Origin of the sequence: Vibrio sp. 10N.247.311.49 (assembly GCF_041467655.1) — a bacterium.
GTDB classification, from domain to species: Bacteria; Pseudomonadota; Gammaproteobacteria; order Enterobacterales; family Vibrionaceae; genus Vibrio; species Vibrio crassostreae_C.
Genome location: NZ_JBFSVA010000001.1, coordinates 464,776 through 482,707, shown reverse-complemented (window position 1 = coordinate 482,707; position 17,932 = coordinate 464,776). Strand labels below are relative to the sequence as shown.

14 protein-coding genes are annotated in these 17,932 nt (G+C 44.5%); 5 read left to right on the top strand and 9 right to left on the bottom strand.

What is annotated here, in order from left to right:
- Positions 1-123: 123 nt before the first annotated feature.
- The 4 genes from AB6E54_RS02100 to AB6E54_RS02085 form a co-directional block, all read right to left on the bottom strand.
- Entirely contained in the window at positions 124-1,176 is a 1,053-nt protein-coding gene (locus tag AB6E54_RS02100) for a YcjF family protein (RefSeq protein WP_102333205.1), read from the bottom strand.
- A gap of 14 nt (positions 1,177-1,190) precedes the next feature.
- Positions 1,191-2,564, bottom strand: coding sequence for a YcjX family protein (locus tag AB6E54_RS02095; RefSeq protein WP_017065428.1), 1,374 nt, complete (start codon positions 2,562-2,564; stop codon positions 1,191-1,193).
- A 199-nt stretch (positions 2,565-2,763) separates the two neighbouring features.
- Positions 2,764-2,949: a hypothetical protein gene (locus AB6E54_RS02090; protein ID WP_004734731.1), complete on the bottom strand. Its 186-nt coding sequence runs from the start codon at positions 2,947-2,949 to the stop codon at positions 2,764-2,766.
- A gap of 164 nt (positions 2,950-3,113) precedes the next feature.
- Positions 3,114-4,631, bottom strand: a complete 1,518-nt coding sequence (locus AB6E54_RS02085) for a fumarate hydratase (RefSeq protein ID WP_372106224.1) — start codon at positions 4,629-4,631, stop codon at positions 3,114-3,116.
- A 254-nt stretch (positions 4,632-4,885) separates the two neighbouring features.
- Between AB6E54_RS02085 and pabB the strand changes: the two genes are divergently transcribed.
- Complete coding sequence (gene pabB, locus AB6E54_RS02080) at positions 4,886-6,265, top strand: aminodeoxychorismate synthase component I (protein ID WP_102428580.1); 1,380 nt, start codon at positions 4,886-4,888, stop codon at positions 6,263-6,265.
- Between the two features lie 142 nt (positions 6,266-6,407).
- Here the strand turns inward: pabB and AB6E54_RS02075 are convergent, their stop codons facing one another.
- Together AB6E54_RS02075 and AB6E54_RS02070 are read right to left on the bottom strand one after the other, a co-directional pair.
- Positions 6,408-8,126, bottom strand: a complete 1,719-nt coding sequence (locus tag AB6E54_RS02075; protein WP_372106223.1) for an ATP-binding protein — start codon at positions 8,124-8,126, stop codon at positions 6,408-6,410.
- Position 8,127: 1 nt separating this feature from the next.
- Positions 8,128-8,670, bottom strand: coding sequence for a heme NO-binding domain-containing protein (locus AB6E54_RS02070; RefSeq protein WP_017060423.1), 543 nt, complete (start codon positions 8,668-8,670; stop codon positions 8,128-8,130).
- A gap of 303 nt (positions 8,671-8,973) precedes the next feature.
- Here AB6E54_RS02070 and AB6E54_RS02065 point away from each other — a divergent pair, with 303 nt between their 5' ends.
- The 3 genes from AB6E54_RS02065 (at position 8,974) to AB6E54_RS02055 (ending at position 12,618) form a co-directional block, all read left to right on the top strand.
- Positions 8,974-9,573 (top strand): CoA pyrophosphatase, encoded by a 600-nt coding sequence (locus AB6E54_RS02065; RefSeq protein WP_065584175.1) that lies wholly within the window; start codon positions 8,974-8,976, stop codon positions 9,571-9,573.
- Positions 9,574-9,882: 309 nt separating this feature from the next.
- Positions 9,883-11,136 (top strand): aromatic amino acid transport family protein, encoded by a 1,254-nt coding sequence (locus AB6E54_RS02060; protein ID WP_372106222.1) that lies wholly within the window; start codon positions 9,883-9,885, stop codon positions 11,134-11,136.
- 120 nt (positions 11,137-11,256) lie between these two features.
- Complete coding sequence (locus AB6E54_RS02055) at positions 11,257-12,618, top strand: L-serine ammonia-lyase (RefSeq protein WP_017060420.1); 1,362 nt, start codon at positions 11,257-11,259, stop codon at positions 12,616-12,618.
- Between the two features lie 133 nt (positions 12,619-12,751).
- Here the strand turns inward: AB6E54_RS02055 and AB6E54_RS02050 are convergent, their stop codons facing one another.
- Positions 12,752-13,894, bottom strand: coding sequence for an amino acid permease (locus AB6E54_RS02050; RefSeq protein ID WP_017060419.1), 1,143 nt, complete (start codon positions 13,892-13,894; stop codon positions 12,752-12,754).
- Positions 13,895-13,975: 81 nt separating this feature from the next.
- Positions 13,976-14,173 (bottom strand): hypothetical protein, encoded by a 198-nt coding sequence (locus AB6E54_RS02045; protein WP_048611631.1) that lies wholly within the window; start codon positions 14,171-14,173, stop codon positions 13,976-13,978.
- 501 nt (positions 14,174-14,674) lie between these two features.
- Between AB6E54_RS02045 and AB6E54_RS02040 the strand changes: the two genes are divergently transcribed.
- Positions 14,675-16,297: a methyl-accepting chemotaxis protein gene (locus AB6E54_RS02040; RefSeq protein WP_136982513.1), complete on the top strand. Its 1,623-nt coding sequence runs from the start codon at positions 14,675-14,677 to the stop codon at positions 16,295-16,297.
- Positions 16,298-16,399: 102 nt separating this feature from the next.
- Here AB6E54_RS02040 and AB6E54_RS02035 read toward each other — a convergent pair whose 3' ends face one another.
- Complete coding sequence (locus tag AB6E54_RS02035; RefSeq protein ID WP_372106220.1) at positions 16,400-17,890, bottom strand: SulP family inorganic anion transporter; 1,491 nt, start codon at positions 17,888-17,890, stop codon at positions 16,400-16,402.
- Between the last annotated feature and the right edge of the window lie 42 nt (positions 17,891-17,932).

The window sequence follows — 17,932 nt, the reverse complement described above, 5'->3', positions numbered from 1 at the left end:
AAATAGTCCTATTATAGGTGTCAGGATAAGTTGACAGTAGTGTGGATTAAGCTCTGAGTTCAGTCAAGAAGAAGAGTAAACATATGTTTACTCTTCTTCTCAAACTATTGAGCTTCAAATGCTTTATTTAAGAGTGATACGCTTTATTTCAGAAAGGACGGCTTTGCGGAGGTCTGCCAGTTTTACTTTTCTCTCGTTATGCCAAGGCATAGGACGCAGCAATGTCATGGCTTTTAAGCCCAGTCTTGCAGTAAGGATACCGACACCTAGCCCCTGCCCTGCTCGAGCTGAGACTTTGCCTGCAAGATCCATCGAGACGAGATCCATACTTGCATCAATCGCGAGCTCACTTGCTCCTGCAGCGGCCATGTTGATTAACACCAGTTTAAATAGCTTAATGCGAGACCAGTAGCCAAGCTCAATGCCATACACATCAGCAAGCTTGTCTATCATGGTGAAATTTCGCCAAGCCACCAACAACATATCAGCCGCCGCCAATGGACTCACCGCGACCAAAGCCGCCGATTCGGTCGAAAACTTAGTGACGATTTGAGTCGCTACTTTGTCTTGTTGACTCACGACTAACGCATCGTACATATCCAACACTTCTGCATCACTGTGTGCTGGGTTAATGCTGTTTCGCCACTTATCGTACGAAGGAGACTCAGCGATAATGCCACCTTGCTTGGCGATGTTTTCACAGAACGCTTTGCCCTTGCCGACACTTTGACTTTGGAGTAGCTCTTCACTCTGCTCTTGCACACTAAAGTGATCTTTAAGTGAACGCAGTTTCCACAGCTCTTTGCCTATTGCGCCTAAACCCAATGAAGCAATGGCAGCAATGAAGCCTGCCCAACCTAACGCCAGCCAGTCAGCCGATTGAATCGCGGTAATGACCGAATCAATTGCCTGCCATCCAACTAGGCCAGAGAAAGCGACCAATAAACCCGTTCCAAACCACTTCTTCTTTTTGCTCGGTCGAATCACTTGTTCCAATTGCTGCTCAGCTTCACCATCAAGATCAGCTTTCACTTGCGGTGCGACAGGGACAAATTTCTCTTGCTCTGTGAACAGTTGTTGAGCGCCTAAATCCGGGCCAACGTCACTCTTGTCTTGCTCATCAAAAGAGGTCTTCAACGGTTCATTAAAGACCTGCTTTGTTTTTAATTCACTCATTTTGATTGCCTCAATTACTTCAACTTGTCGCCAATGAGATACTCTAAAACCTTGTCGACTCTTAGATGTTGGCAAGGCTCATCGGAATGTTGCTCCATCGGTCTAAAGCTCGTGAAATCAAACTGGTTGGTTTCCCAATACTGTTTATTAGGCAACTTACGCGGCACCTCTCCCGGATACATGGTTTGAGGGACATTATCCAAAGTCACACCTTGCAACGCCGGAACATTGTCTGAACCCGACGAGATATAACCCGCGCTGGTCGCTTGAATAGACGCGATACTCATACAACTCATGTCGATGTGTTCAAACGCCGCCTGCTGCCAAGCTGGATGCACCATCTGTTGTAACAGTGACACCAAGTTCGGATGTTGATCCGGTGTCACGTGGTCAGCTTTTGTGGCTGCAAACAAGATCTTGTCGATCTTCGGCGCGAATAAACGTCTTAAGATATTGCTTCGACCGTACTTAAAGCTCTTAAGTAACTGTTCTAACGCGCCACGCATGTCCATGAAAGAGTCATAGCCCGCATTAAGTGGCTGTAAGCAATCCACTAGCACGATTTGTCTGTCGAACGTCGCGAAGTGATTCTTGTAGAACGCTTTGACGACCTTCTGTTGATACTCTTCATAACGCGCTTTAAGTACCGCATAGTTACTTGTTTTTGAGAACTTACCCTCAGGTGCGATGCACGGGAAGAATTGCAACACAGGCGCGCCTTCAAGCTCACCGGGTAATACGAATCGACCCGGTTGTACCCAATGCAGCCCGTTACTTTTACAAGTATGAAGGTACTGAGTGTAGCTATCGGCAATCGCGACCAGTTTCTTTTCGTCCGCTTCTGCTAGCAAATCGATATCACCACGCATTACGTTCCACTGTTGCGAGTAAGTTTCTCTGTCGCCTTTCAATGCTGCAAACTGAGATTGGCTCCAGGTATCGAAGTCCATATCCAGTAACGGCAAATCAAGCAGCCATTCACCTGGATAATCGACAATATCGAGATAAAGGGTGCTGTTTTTACTCAGTAGCTTTTTCGCGCCCTTCGCAGGCTTATATTTGATTGCTAGACGAATCTCACTGACATCACGCGTTGGCACTGGCCATTCTGGTGGCTGTGCATTCAACGACTCCATCGCTTCATCATAAGAGAAGCGTGGAATCATCATGTTGTGTTGCGGGATACGCTTTGCGCCAATAATTCTTCCATCTCTCGCAGATGCAAGCAGTGGCAAGTTTTTGTGGGTAGACGTATGAAGAAGCTGATTAACCAGCGAAGTAATGAATGCTGTCTTACCCGCACGAGAGAGCCCCGTGACCGCTACTCGAATATGAGAATCCGTTCCTCTGCTTATAAAGTCACTCATTTCTTGAGTTAAGTGTTTCATTAGAACGACTCCGTGATAGTTAGGCTAGCTGGTTATGATAATAGAAAGGCAAGCCTATGTTCTTTCCCCGTTGGGATAGTTTGTATGCTTTTGCTTATGTTGATGAGTATGCAATACACATTCTTAATGCTAGATGAATAAAAGCCCCTGACTACATTCATAATCAGGGGCTTTAGAATTTTTGCACGATATCCGACGTCTAATCGTCTTCAATCAACTTGTAGATAACAAACAGTGCAATCTCTGCAATTAGCCAAAGCGCACATGTAATCGTCACGTATTTATTATCAAAGATACTGATCCCTTTCAAGATCAGGTCGTAGCCAACAAAAGCACCAATCACCACTGCCAAGATAATCTGTAGGATCTGAATAAAACGAGGCATTCCTCTCTCCTATGTTCTTATATCAAACTATGTGTTTATCACTATATCATTGATAATAAGACAAAAGTGCAGATAATGCTGCACTTTTGTCTTTAACTTTCTGTCAAAAATTGCAATTCAAACGCTGAAGTTAGCGACAATTACGATTTTTTGGCGTCGATTAATTACGCTTTCTCAGCTTCAGCAATCTTCACTTTCCACGTGTCAGGGCCGATCTGGTGTGCGTTCACGCCGTTAGAGTCAACCGCTACCGTTACAGGCATATCTTCAACTTCAAACTCGTAAATCGCTTCCATACCGAGATCTTCAAACGCAACAACGCGTGCTTTTTTAATTGCTTTTGCGACTAAATAAGCTGCACCACCAACCGCCATTAGGTAAACCGCTTTGTGCTCTTTGATTGATTCAACCGTTGCAGGGCCACGTTCCGCTTTACCGATCATGCCCATAATGCCAGTTTCGTTCAGCATCATGTCAGTGAACTTATCCATACGTGTTGAAGTTGTTGGGCCCGCAGGACCTACCGCTTCATCACCTACAGCATCAACAGGACCCACGTAGTAAATGAACTTACCTTTGAAATCAACGCCAGCTGGTAAGCCTTCGCCGCTTTCTAGCATGCCTTGAATACGTTTATGAGCAGCATCACGACCGGTTAAGATCTTACCTGACAGAAGAACCGTTTCGCCGGTCTTCCACTCTTGTACGTCTTCTTTAGTCACTTCATCAAGGTTAACACGACGTGTATTTGCGTCCGCTTCCCAAGTGATGTCTGGCCACTCTTCTAACTTAGGTGGCGTTAGCTCTGCTGGGCCGCTGCCATCTAGTGTGAAGTGAACGTGACGCGTTGCTGCACAGTTCGGGATCAAACATACAGGCTTAGAAGCAGCATGAGTTGGTGCTGTTTTGATTTTTACATCAACCACAGTAGTGAGACCGCCAAGACCTTGTGCACCAATGCCAAGCTTGTTTACACGGTTGAAGATGTCTAGGCGAAGCTCTTCTTCTGCGTTCTCAGGACCTTTCTCGATAAGCTCTTGGATATCGATGTGTTCCATCAAAGATTCTTTCGCTAGCACAGCTGCTTTCTCAGCCGTACCGCCGATGCCTATACCTAGCATACCCGGTGGACACCAGCCTGCACCCATTGTTGGCAGCGTCTTCTCTACCCATTCTGCAATATCATCAGAAGGGTTCAGCATAACCATCTTGGTTTTGTTCTCAGAACCGCCGCCCTTAGCCGCGATTTGAATTTCAACTTTGTTGCCTGGAATCATATTAATGTGGACAACCGCTGGTGTGTTGTCTTTGGTATTAATACGCTTACCTGCAGGGTCCATTAGGACAGATGCACGCAATGGGTTATCTGGGTTGTTGTAAGCTTGACGAACGCCTTCATCAACCATCTGTTGTACTGTTTGATCCGTTTCCCACCTAACATCCATACCGATGTTCACGAAACAAGTAACAATACCCGTATCCTGACAAATTGGACGATGGCCTTCCGCAGACATGCGCGAGTTGATAAGAATCTGAGCGATCGCATCTTTAGCTGCTTGGCTCTCTTCTTTCTCGTACGCTTTTTCTAGGGCTTGGACAAAGTCTAAAGGGTGATAATAAGAAATGTACTGAAGTGCGTCAGCGACACTGCTGATCACATCTTGCTTACGAATAACCGTCATTGCATGCCTCTTTATTGTTCTGGTTCCATGTGGGTTCACAGTTTGACTATATGTGCCAAATCGAATTAGGTGGTTTAGCTTTTTATTGTGTTGAGCTGTATTTAGTTGCTTTAGCAATCGCTTGCATAGCTTTAAACTAAACCACTTGGATTACACCGTTCTAATCAAGAACCCATTTTATTTTCAATTTATGATACTCTTGCTTCCTCTCACACGCCATGCAGTGATCGAACTCTTTGTCACAAATTAAACAAATGAATAACAACGAATTTCGCTCTATCCAAATCAAGCCGCTTGAATATCAATCAACTTTAGCTAAACAGCTGTTTTCCCATATTGAAAACCTGCCGTGGGCAATGCTATTACGCTCCGCTTCAGAAAGCCACGTTGATAGTCGATACGATATTTTAGTTGCTCAACCCATCGCCACCTTCGAGACAATCGGTGCAGAAACGACCGTTAATGTTAATGAGACGTGCGAGGTTTCAGACTCTGATCCTTTCGAACTACTCGACCAATATCAGCAACAATTATTGCCTGCGACTAAAGAGCACACTCAGTTGCCATTCGTTGGCGGCGCTTTAGGCTATTTTAGCTATGATTTAGGGCGCAGAGTCGAGACACTTCCATCACTCGCAAAGCGTGATATTGAAGCACCTGACATGGCAGTTGGCTTGTATGAATGGGCTGTTATCGTTGACCACCAATTGAAAACGGCGTGTATTGTCGGTAGCAATATCGATGAACATCATGATTGGCTAATGCAGCAGATGGCTCAATCACACCTATCACATGCGCCCTTTGGGTTAACCACACCGTGGCAATCCAATATGAGCGAAGAGAGCTACGCCACTAAGTTCGATAGTGTTCAAGAGTACCTGTTATCCGGGGACTGCTATCAGATTAACTTAGCTCAGCGCTTCAATGCCCAATACCAAGGTAGTGAATGGCTGGCTTATGACAAGTTAGAACAGTACAACTCAGCGCCCTTTTCGGGTTTTATCCGTTTGGCCGACTGCGCAATCATCAGTGTTTCGCCAGAGCGTTTCTTAGAACTCAAAGACAACGTCATTGAAACCAAGCCAATCAAAGGCACACGACCTCGTTCTGAGGACCCGATGATTGATAATGCCAACGCGCAAGACCTAGCAAGCGCCGATAAAGATGAGGCGGAAAACTTGATGATCGTCGACCTACTTCGTAATGACATTGGCCGAGTAGCAAAACCGGGCACAGTGCATGTACCAAAGCTCTTCGATATTGAAAGCTTCCCTGCCGTGCACCACTTAGTGAGCACGATACGAGCGGACCTTGATGACCAATACTCTGCAACTGACCTTCTGAGAGCCTGTTTCCCTGGAGGATCGATTACTGGCGCACCAAAAGTTCGCGCGATGCAGATCATTGAAGAGTTAGAACCGCATCGACGTTCAGCGTACTGCGGCAGTATTGGCTACATCAGCCGAAATGGCAGAATGGATACCAGTATTACCATTCGTACATTAGTCGCCGAGAACAACACGCTTTATGCTTGGGCTGGCGGTGGTGTGGTATTTGATAGTGATTGTGCTTCTGAATACCAAGAAACACTGGATAAGCTGAGTCGAATTCTACCGGTACTTGAAGATTGCTAAACCTAGTGTCATTAACTGCGAGTTCCGTAGCTTAACGGCTAGCAAAAGTTCGATATAAAAAGAAACCGAAGGATCGTAAGATCACTTCGGTTTTTTAGTCTGTAAGTTAGAGTACATAACTCACAACGCTTTATTCGCGTGTTTAAGCGACCTTCACCGCAGAGACACCCCACTTCTTAAGCATCTCTTTCAGATCGTTGGCGGTGTAAGGTTTACTCAAAATGTCATCCATCCCACACTGAATACAACGTTCGCGTTCTTCAAGTGTCGTTCCGGCGGTCAGAGCCACAATAGATTTAACGTAACCCTTCTCTCTTAGCTTCTCTGTTGCTTCAAACCCGTCCATAACAGGCATTCTGCAATCCATGAATACAATATCGTATTCATTGTCTGACGCGAGTTCAAACCCTTCGACACCATTGCTTGCGATAGCAGGTTCAATCTCATGTTTACGAAGCATTTGCTGGATGATGATCTGGTTCATCTTGATATCATCAACCACCAGCACTTTAAGTAGTGACAATTCCGCTTCAGACTCAAAGCCCTTGGCGACACTATCACTCTCTGCCGGAACATCGACAACTTGAAGAGGAATCGAGATGGTAAAGGTCGTGCCTGAGCCAACAACACTGGTCACCCCAATATCGCCATTCATCAGAGCCACCAGTTTGCGACAAATCGCTAAGCCAAGCCCGGTGCCCTCATAGTTTCGGCTACTTGAGCTATCTGCCTGTGTAAAAGGTTCAAACAGCGTCTTATGTGCCGATTCAGCGATTCCGACTCCGGTATCTTCTACAGAGAAAACAAATTGGTTTTTGTCCCACTCAATATCAACATTCACATGCCCTTCTTCTGTAAATTTAATCGCATTACCTATTAAGTTCACAAACAGTTGTGTGATGCGCTCTAAATCGCCTTGGAAATGGGAGGGAACGTTTGACGTAACACTGATATTGAATTCGAGCTGCTTCTCAATTGCTCGATTGACGAAGATGCTTTCAATCGTGTTTCTCAAATCACGTAGGGCAAATTTCTTTGGAATAAGCTCCAACATCCCTGCATTGATTTTGCTGTAATCCAATAGATCATTAATGATGGTTCGGAGAAACTCTCCAGATTGGCTCAGGTTGTTCACTATCTCACGCTGAGAGCTATTCAGTTCGGTATCACTGATCAACTCGGCACTGCCTAGTAAGCCATTAAGTGGAGTTCTTAACTCATGGTTAATCATCGCCACAAAGTCACGCGTTGCCCTTTCGGACTCTTCCGCTCGTTTACGTGATTCAATATTTCGGTTGATTGCTAGTTGATGGGTTAAGGCACTGCAGATAAGGTCCGTGACCAACAACAGTTGGCTTTGGATAAACTCGTAGTCTTGGTCTAACAACCTGACTCTGACGATTAACGCACCAACTATGACTTTTTCAACCTCTAAGGGCACGGTCAGTAGGTTGTCTTGCCAATGAGGTTCTTGAATGTCTTGCTCTAACACCTCGACAGTCTCATCGCCATAATCATAGGTCTGTAACTGAGGGATGAGCTTGGGAGGTAGAATCAAACGACTGGCTTCGATTAAGTAACTGTTAGTCACGTTGGTCGTTAGTTCAGATAGCATGACATCATCGAGATCATTTCTTAGAAACGCGCGCCCAAAATCAATCAACAGGTTGTCGATTTGTTCTTGGAATTCAATGCGGCGTATATTCGCGTTGGAGCGCTTTTCTAACTGACGCAAAGCAAGCTCAAGCTGTTGGTTAGCCTCGAACAGTTCGAGGCTCTTCTTTTCCAACAATCCTTCAGCCGCTTTCCTTGCCGCGATTTGACGCTTAAGCTTCTTCTCTAGGGCAGATGCCAGATCCATATTACTTTTCTACTTTGAGATTAAACCTAACCACGCTTTGGTCATCATTTTGTGGCGTCATCTCCACCGCGATAGATTCACCGTGGTATTCAGCACATCCTTCAATAAGCCCTAAGCAAACATGAGACATACACCTTGCGCTTTTGTAGTCAAAAACAAGTTGTGCTTCGGTCGTGGTGATAAAACTGAATTCAGGTGGCTCAGCATCCGGATAGAGCTTCTTCACTTCAACATGAATGTAACGCTCTACGTGCTGAATAAATTGAAAGGTGGTATTGCTGTGAGCAAGGCTCGCTTTATTCGGTAATGAGGCCAGTAAGTTCTTAAATACAGACTGCCCAAACACGCGTTGCAAGCTTGCCGCATCAATATCGGTTTTCTTACTCAAGTTGATAATCAACCTGACAAGGTCTTTGTGGTCGTAACTGCCGACCGACGTATAGATCCCTTCATCTTCTGACATTTCTAGAACTTCTTCCAAAAGCTCTAGCCCAAACTTGTCTTCAACAAGCTCTAAAAATTCGGTGAATATGATTCCTTTCATCTCATACCTTTTCTTCTATTTCTTTTTAGAATGGTCCACTAAGTTATTGTTATCAAATTCTTAAACAAAAAATCTACGTTTCGTCACCCAATTTTATGACATCGATAACGCTTACTCGCCTGTATGCACATATTGAATATAGCAAAAATCGTCATTTTGAGGAGATTCATCGGTAAACAGCCCCTCATGACGCCCAATTAATAACTAAAAGAGGGAAAGTGAATGAAGAAAAACTCAATATTGGTAATCAACCCACGGTTATGTCTATAATTAAAATCATAATAATCAATATATTGGCTTGATATGAATAAAGAAAACTTCCTTCAGCAATTCCAACTTAACCCTACCGTTGGCTATCACCCAGAGTCAGTAGAGCGTGTTTCGCACATCAGTGGCGAGCAATTACGTAAAGCGGCAGTGGTGGTAGGTTTAGTTGAAAGAGAAGATGGTTTACATGTCATTTTTACTAAAAGAGCGGCTCATTTAAAGCATCACCCCGGCCAAGTCAGCTTTCCTGGTGGTAAACACGAACTTTCTGACCCTTCTATGCAATTCACTGCACTCAGAGAGCTCCATGAGGAGGTGGGAATTCGATCGGATCAAGTTAAAATTGTTGGGCAATTACCTGCATTGAGTACTATTAGTAAATTTTCTGTGACGCCGATTGTTGCCATGGTCGATCCTGACTATGAAGCCATCATTGATGAGAACGAAGTTGCCTCAATTTTTGAGGTACCCGCTACCTATGTTTTAGACCAAGCCAAGTTACACAGCCACACTGTTAACTTTAAACAAATCAAGCATCGGGTTTTTGCGATGCCTTTCCAAGAGCACCTAATTTGGGGCGTTACGGCGCAAATTATCCAATCGCTGCAGCAACACGTACTGCAACGAATCACATAGCAACTACGTTTTGTTTAATCTCTGTTAACAAAATCCAGACTTTCTATGGAACAGATTTATTAATGCAATTTTACGCAAACGTTTCCCTGGTATAAATCTATACAACCCCGCCTTTCGAATAAATAAAACTAATACCAGGCATAAACATAAATCACATGTAGCACGCCATTTTCGTGATCAAAAATTCGTTTTTCGCATATCATGTGACACGCCGTTTCATTACATGATTTAGATCTATTTTTTGCAGAAGAAAATTCTGCAGAATTAGCCCCGACTTATTTCCTGTTCCCAAAAAATGAGTAATTTAACATGAACACAACAACTTCTTCGGCAAATGCCGTTAAAGATTCAAGCAAGTTTAACTATAAAGATTTTACCTGGTGTTTATCACTATTCGGTACAGCAGTTGGTGCTGGCGTACTATTCCTTCCAATCAAAGCTGGTGCGGGTGGTTTTTGGCCATTAGTTATCCTAGCTCTAATTGCGGCACCAATGACTTGGTTCGCACACAAATCTCTAGCTCGTTTCGTACTGTCTGCTAAAAACCCTGAAGCTGATATTACAGACACAGTTGAAGAGCACTTCGGTAAGACTGGCGCAAACATTATTACTTTTGCTTACTTCTTCGCTATCTACCCGATCGTTCTTATCTACGGTGTTGGTATCACAAACACAGTTGATTCTTTCCTAGTAAACCAAATGGGTATGGAATCTATTCCTCGTCCTCTTCTTTCTGGTGCACTTATCCTTGCTATGACAGCAGGTGTTGTATTCGGTAAAGAGCTGATGCTTAAAGCAACTTCAGCAATGGTTTACCCACTAGTATTCATCCTACTAGCGCTATCTTTTTACCTAGTTCCTGATTGGAACACTTCAATGATGGAAACAAGCCCAGAATGGTCAGCAATGCCTTCTATTATCTGGCTTGCGATTCCAATCATCGTGTTCTCTTTCAACCACAGCCCAATCATTTCACAGTTCTCTAAAGAGCAACGTCGTGTATACGGTGAAGACGCAGTTAAGAAAACTGACGCGATCACTGGCGGCGCAGCAATGATGCTGATGGGTTTTGTAATGTTCTTCGTATTCTCTGTAGTGCTTTCTCTATCTCCAGAGCAACTAGCAACAGCACAAGCACAAAACATCTCTGTTCTTTCTTACCTAGCTAATGTTCACGAGTCTCCACTTATCTCTTACATGGGTCCTCTAGTAGCGTTCGCAGCGATTACTTCTAGCTACTTCGGTCACTTCCTAGGTGCTCACGAAGGTCTTGTTGGTCTAATCAAGTCTCGCTCTGGTTCTTCAATCTCTAAGATTGAAAAAGCATCTCTAGCGTTCATCGTTGTTACAACTTGGATTGTTGCAGTAGTTAACCCAAGTATCCTAGGTATGATTGAAACAATGGGTGCTCCAATGATTGCAGCTATCCTGTTCCTAATGCCTGTGTTCGCGATGCAGAAAGTACCAGCTATGGCTAAGTACAAAACTTCAGCACCTGTGCAAATCTTTACAGCTTTATGTGGTCTAGCGGCTATTAGTTCTGTAATCTACGGCGCTCTTTAATCTCAAGCCCTTTTTATAAGATGGCATCCATCTTATATCGCGAGATTAGACAAAAAATATAATGATAATAAATGAGCCTCCCTACTCCCCTTGGGAGGCTCTCTTTTTGAGGTAATCGCTATGATTAGTGTATTTGATATCTATAAAATCGGTGTTGGTCCATCGAGCTCACACACAGTTGGACCAATGAAAGCGGGTAAAGAATTTATTGATGACCTACGTTCAATGGGAAAATTGCGCGACATCACTAAAATCACCGTGGACGTATATGGATCACTATCACTGACAGGGAAAGGTCACCACACAGATATCGCAATCATCATGGGTCTTGCTGGCAATACTCCTGAGCGTGTTGATATCGATTCTATTGCTGGCTTCATTGCTCGCGTAGAAGAAACTGAGCGCCTTCCTGTTGGCATGCACTGTCATACAGTATCGTTCCCACGCGATGGCGGTATGAACTTCCACACTAGCAACCTTTCTCTACACGAGAACGGCATGAGCATTCATGCATGGGTTGGTGACGAAGTTGCATACTCAAAAACGTACTACTCAATTGGCGGCGGTTTCATCGTTGACGAAGAGAACTTCGGCAAAGAAGAAGAAAACCCAATCAAAGCACCTTACGAATTCACAACAGCTGAAGAGCTGGTTAATCAGTGCAAAGAAAGCGGTCTTTCTATCAGTACACTGGTTATGAAAAACCAAGCAGCGTTCCACTCAGACGAAGAGTCTCGCACTTACTTCGCTAACATCTGGAAAACTATGCGTGAGTGTATGGATCGCGGTATGAATACTGAAGGTATCCTGCCTGGTCCACTACGTGTTCCTCGCCGTGCAGCAGCACTTCGCCAACAGCTAATGACTTCAGAAAAAACAACCAATGATCCAATGTCGGTTGTTGACTGGGTAAACATGTTTGCTTTCGCAGTAAACGAAGAAAATGCAGCTGGCGGCCGTGTAGTAACGGCACCAACAAACGGCGCATGTGGCATCATCCCTGCTGTATTGGCTTACTACGATAAGTTCATCCAAACAGTGACAGAGAAAGATTACATCCGTTACTTCGCAGCTTCTGGCGCGATCGGTGGTCTTTACAAGCGTAACGCTTCAATCTCTGGTGCTGAAGTTGGCTGTCAGGGTGAAGTTGGTGTGGCATGCTCTATGGCTGCTGCTGGTCTTGCTGAGCTTATGGGTGGTAGCCCTGAGCAAGTATGTATGGCTGCAGAAATCGGCATGGAGCACAACCTAGGTCTAACATGTGACCCAGTTGCTGGCCAAGTACAAGTACCATGTATCGAGCGTAACGGTATTGCTGCAGTTAAAGCAATCAACTCGACTCGTATGGCACTTCGTCGTTCTTCTGCTCCTACTGTTTCTCTAGATAAAGTTATCGAAACAATGCTAGAAACAGGTAAAGACATGAACGCTAAATACCGTGAGACTTCTCAAGGTGGTTTGGCTGTTAAGGTTGTTTGTTGATAGCCTTTGAATCAATCTGTTTTTAATCAGCAGATAATAAAAAGGAACGCCGATGCGTTCCTTTTTTGTATCTGAATTCCGGCCACTTATATCTAAGATGCTCGATTCGCATCTTAGATAATGGACCAAAGAACTAGATCACTTGTGAGATAAGCAGGAAGCAACCAAACAGCAGTGAGAACAACATCATTGCGCTGCCACCTTCTGCTCGGTATCGGTCATCAGCAACTTTCATGAAACGCTGTTTGTGGACCATAACCAGAGGAACAAACACCGCTAGGAACACCAAGATGATACCTGCGTAATTCAGCACTTGTAGGAACTTGTCTGCAGCAAGCAATGAACCCGCCAACGGCAAGATAAAGCTAATGCAGTACGTTACCGCTGTATTTTGGTTGAACATGTCTTTGTTCTGGTTGAACAACGCCATTGCTACGCCAAAGAAAGAAGTCAACAACGCCAAGCCAGTGAAGGTAGACAAGACGTTACCCACCCAAGGAGACTGAGCCTCAAACGCCGCCATCAAATCTGATACGTTCTCAAAGCTTCTGAATTGCTCTTCACTCAAGTTGCCCACTACCGCAAACAACCAACACAAGTAACACACTAATGGGATCAGAGAACCGATGATCACCATGTTACGCAGCTGTTTGTCTGTCGCTTCGTGGTTGTAAGAAACCAAGGTTGGAATCACCACCATAAAGCCAAAGCTCGTAAACAGGATGGCACTGGTTTTGATTAGGTCAACGTGGTCATGGCTGGTTACCTGCATCAAGTTTTCTTGAGTCATGCTCGGCGCTAAGAAGGCCATGGTTGCAAACAAACTAGCAAGCATCACGAAGAACAATGCTCGATTGAGCTTATCAATCACACCAGTACCACTTGCGACTACTGCGCCAGCAAGCAAGGTAAACACGGTTTGGCTGGTAGTCGCGGTAATTTCGACGCCAAAGTTAGACAGTAACTTACTCAGCAAGTCACCTGCGCCCAGAATGTAAGCCATTAATAGGCAAATCAACAACGCGTATAGCAAGCCGTTGGTAAGCAACTGACCTTGTTTACCCAAGGTTTTTCGGGCAATAGAGTTTAATCCTAGACCGCCACCCGCTTTGATGGTCGCTTCTAGAAGTAGTAATGCTGCGTAAGTCGTACCGAAACAGATCAGTACCATAAGCAGTGTGCCGTAAAGCAATCCGAATTGAGCTAATACCATTGGGATCGCAAGCATACCAGCACCGAGAGCGGTACCAGCGATAATTAGGGAGCTACCCATCATTTTAATATTCATTGTTTTTAACTTATTTGTTTAGTTTTTATAGATGTGAGTCTTCGTTCATCGAGCGGATGACAAAGGAGTTCAGATAGAAATAAAGTTATAAAACGAATAACAATAGGAGCGATAAGCGGTAAAGAAGCGTGCAGAGACGTTGTCGAACAGGGCGTTCAAAGGGGAGCTTGTCTTAAAAGAGGTAAAACGAGAAGCGTGAGTAAGCATTAACTGATGTGGTGAACCTTCCGTAGGTTCAATAATCGGTGATGTAATCTTGAATTTCATGTATGTGTCCAATAAGTCACATTCCATAGTATTTGAAGCAGCGTATCCGTTGCTGCCCTACCTCTATCATAGAGGTCTTTTCATCTTATCGAATGAGCCTCGAAACACAACGCTATAACCACAATTTTTGCTATTAAATTGAACAAAACAACCATTTGGATATAAATTGACCACTAAGTCGTCTAAAACAATAGTCTTTATTGATAAAAGACAAGCGGACAAATACATCGAACTAATTAACAACCTAGGCTTTTCTAATTATCAGCACAATCAAAACTCGATGGTGCACTTCAATTTTCCCAAAACAACAGTCTGTTTTAAGAACAGCGAGGAGCTTGAAGCGCGTTCCATTTCAACATCAGACACGACACAAACTCGCTACATCACAGAAACATAACCACAACCGGAGTGTGGTCACACAATTCGTTATACCCCATAGGTGGTAGGAATTCTTACTAGTACAGTATTTGCGTCATTATAATTAATAAAAACAAACACCTTATGCGCTCAACAATCACCTTTAAAATCCTAGTGGCCCTCGCCATCGTGTTCACCTTTTTGCTGGCAATATCGACCTATTTCCAATATTCGCAACAAAAGCAACTTGTAAACTCAGTGTTAAGTGAGCAGCTTCACGACAAAGCAAGTAACTACTTCGATAGCCTCAATATGATGATGCTCACCGGCACCATGGCACAAAAAGAGACCCTTCGTCAGAAAGCACTGGCTCAAGAAGGCATTGAAGACGTTCGTGTTTTACGCGCCGACGCTGTCAGCAAGTTATATGGCCCAGGTAATGACAACCAAACACCGGTTGACGATATTGATAAACGAGCGCTAGCGGGCGAAACCGTTATCGAACCTTTTTCTGCTGATTGGGGCAAAGGCTTGGTTATTGCTCTGCCAATGAAGTCGAGTGAAGATTACCGAGGAACCAATTGTGTCGCCTGTCATATGGCACCAGAAGGTGAAGTCTTGGGTGCGATTCGTCTCGAATATAACCTTAACCATGTTAACTCGCTGATTAACACTCAAACCATGGCTGCTATTGGCATTATGGCAGTGATCTCGTTTGCCGGATTTGTCCTTACGATGGGATTAATTCGTAAGATTATCGTGCGCCCGCTGCAACAGACTTCTCGCTTTATGACCCAAGTCAGCAACGATAAAAACCTATCCACTCGCCTGCCGGAACAAAGCAAGGATGAGATTGGCACGCTGGCTAACTCCATCAACTCGTTCATGGGAACCGTATCCGACAGCTTAGAAAAGGTACAAAACACCTCGCACAAACTGAATGCGTCTGCCAACCAACTGACTAGTGTCGCGCAAATTACCGAGCAAGCCGCCAGTGACCAGCAAAGCGAAACCGCCGAAGTGCAACATAATGTCGAAGGAATACAGGCACAGCAAGTCAATGTAGAACAAGCGACTTTAACGGCTTCAGAGCTTATCAATCACACCGCTGATGTGGCGTGTAAGAGTGCCAACCAAGCACACGAAGCAAGCAGTGAGATAAAAAACCTCGTTAGCAGCATAGAAGAAGTGAAACACAAAATACTGACACTCAATGAGCAAACCGGAGAGGTCTCTTCAATATTGAGTGTGATTCGTGGCATTGCTGACCAAACCAATCTTCTGGCCTTGAATGCAGCAATTGAAGCGGCACGTGCGGGAGAACAAGGTCGTGGGTTTGCGGTGGTGGCTGATGAAGTTCGCCATCTTGCATCACGAACCGCTGAAGCAACAGGCAGTATTGAGTCAATCATTCATCAGTTCCAGCAAGGCAGCGAAGAGTCGCTGACTTCTGCCGATCGCGTTTGCGAACAAGCCCATCAAAGCTCAACCGATATCGACGCACTTTCAATTGAAATGAATGGTGTGGTCGAAGAGATGAAACAGGTGCTGGCTCACGCACAGAATATTCAGCAGCAAACGCAATCCACCACACAAGCGACTCAAGATGTTCAACAAAAGGTTGAAACCATCACCTCTCACGCCAACAACACATCGCAATCCGCGGCTGAAACTCGCAACATCAGCAATGACTTAGAAGAGCTATCTGATCATCTTGAATCGCTGATTAATCAGTTTACTTTGTCGAGTACAAAGAAGAAGTCATAGATCGCCAACAAAAAAGCGCTCAACAATGAGCGCTTTATCTTCATAGCAACGTCTAATTCAGGCTTTCAGGCTTTCAGGCTTTAAAAGAACCGTAAACCAAGATTAGTGCGTAATGGAAACCGCGGTTAAGTCTTTATGCTTGTGATACATCGCGTGTTTGACTATCAGGTTCGCACTCACGCTATCCATTCCTGACACTTCAACGTAAGCCCCTTTTTTACGGAACTTGAACACAACCTTATCAAGCGCCTCGACCGAGGTATTATCTAAGAATGACGCATCCGATATATCGATGGTCACTAAAGAGGTCGCGTTGTCATAATCAAATAAGTCGACAAACGCATCTGACGAAGCAAAGAAGACATGGCCTTTTACTCGGTGAATGGTGTGCATTTCGTTTGTCACGACTTCATCGGATATAAACACCATGGATTTGCTGGCATGTGCATAAAACAGAGCCGACAGCACCACGCCAACCGCAACACCTATTGCTAAATTATGAGTAAACACCACCACCGCCACGGTTGCTAGCATGGTTACATTGGTTGGCAGTGTGTGATCTTTAAGCTCAACAATGGAACGCCATGAGAATGTGCCGATAGAAACCATGATCATCACAGACACTAAAGCGGCCATCGGTATCAGCTTCAACCAATCAGAAACAAACACCACCATTAGCAACAAAACCACCCCAGCGATCATGCTGGACAATCGGGTTAAGCCACCTGATTTGATGTTAATGATCGACTGACCGATCATTGCGCAGCCCGCCATTCCACCAAAAAGGGAAGCCACGATGTTCGCAACGCCCTGCCCTTTACACTCATTGTTTTTATTGCTTTCAGTATCAGTCAGGTCATCGACTATGGTCGCTGTCATCAAGGATTCCAACAAGCCAACCAGAGACAGAGCAATCGAATATGGCAGGATGGTTGCAAGCGTCTCAAACGTGAATGGAATATTAGGAATCAAGAACACAGGCAGTGAATCGGGAAGCTTGCCCATATCGCCAATCGTTCTCACATCTAAGCCGAAGAGCAAACTAATGATTGTCAGAGCAACAATCGCGACCAGTGGGGAAGGTATTGCACGACCAAACTTGGGAAAATAAGGAAGCAGATAAATGATCGCCAAACCCAAAGCGACTAACACGTAAACGCTTGAAGGGACGTTGATTAATTCAGGAAGTTGAGCCATGAAAATTAGAATGGCGAGCGCGTTAACAAATCCAGTAATCACCGATTTGGAAACGAAATTCATCAGGTTACCAAGCTTGAGATACCCAGCTGCGATCTGAATGACGCCAGCTAGAAATGAAGCGGCGAGTAGATATTCTAGTCCGTGCTCTCTCACTAAAGTGACCATTAGTAGCGCCATAGCGCCTGTTGCACCGGAAATCATTCCCGGACGACTGCCAACCAAAGCAGTGACGACACAAATACAGAACGAGGCATAGAGCCCTACTTTAGGGTCAACGCCTGCAATAATTGAAAATGCGATGGCTTCAGGGATCAATGCGAGTGCAACCACAATCCCAGATAATGAATCTCCTTTAACGTTTGATAACCAATGTTTTTTTAAATAATTAAGCATGTAATTCTCTTTTACTTGTACAGCCAGTCCTGCCTTGTTGAG

Coding starts and splice junctions, on each gene's coding strand:
- AB6E54_RS02100 (WP_102333205.1), bottom strand. CDS start 1,176: ATGAGTGAATTAAAAACAAAGCAGGTCTTTAATGAACCGTTGAAGACC.
- AB6E54_RS02095 (WP_017065428.1), bottom strand. CDS start 2,564: ATGAAACACTTAACTCAAGAAATGAGTGACTTTATAAGCAGAGGAACG.
- AB6E54_RS02090 (WP_004734731.1), bottom strand. CDS start 2,949: ATGCCTCGTTTTATTCAGATCCTACAGATTATCTTGGCAGTGGTGATT.
- AB6E54_RS02085 (WP_372106224.1), bottom strand. CDS start 4,631: ATGACGGTTATTCGTAAGCAAGATGTGATCAGCAGTGTCGCTGACGCA.
- pabB (WP_102428580.1), top strand. CDS start 4,886: ATGAATAACAACGAATTTCGCTCTATCCAAATCAAGCCGCTTGAATAT.
- AB6E54_RS02075 (WP_372106223.1), bottom strand. CDS start 8,126: ATGGATCTGGCATCTGCCCTAGAGAAGAAGCTTAAGCGTCAAATCGCG.
- AB6E54_RS02070 (WP_017060423.1), bottom strand. CDS start 8,670: ATGAAAGGAATCATATTCACCGAATTTTTAGAGCTTGTTGAAGACAAG.
- AB6E54_RS02065 (WP_065584175.1), top strand. CDS start 8,974: ATGAATAAAGAAAACTTCCTTCAGCAATTCCAACTTAACCCTACCGTT.
- AB6E54_RS02060 (WP_372106222.1), top strand. CDS start 9,883: ATGAACACAACAACTTCTTCGGCAAATGCCGTTAAAGATTCAAGCAAG.
- AB6E54_RS02055 (WP_017060420.1), top strand. CDS start 11,257: ATGATTAGTGTATTTGATATCTATAAAATCGGTGTTGGTCCATCGAGC.
- AB6E54_RS02050 (WP_017060419.1), bottom strand. CDS start 13,894: ATGATGGGTAGCTCCCTAATTATCGCTGGTACCGCTCTCGGTGCTGGT.
- AB6E54_RS02045 (WP_048611631.1), bottom strand. CDS start 14,173: ATGAAATTCAAGATTACATCACCGATTATTGAACCTACGGAAGGTTCA.
- AB6E54_RS02040 (WP_136982513.1), top strand. CDS start 14,675: ATGCGCTCAACAATCACCTTTAAAATCCTAGTGGCCCTCGCCATCGTG.
- AB6E54_RS02035 (WP_372106220.1), bottom strand. CDS start 17,890: ATGCTTAATTATTTAAAAAAACATTGGTTATCAAACGTTAAAGGAGAT.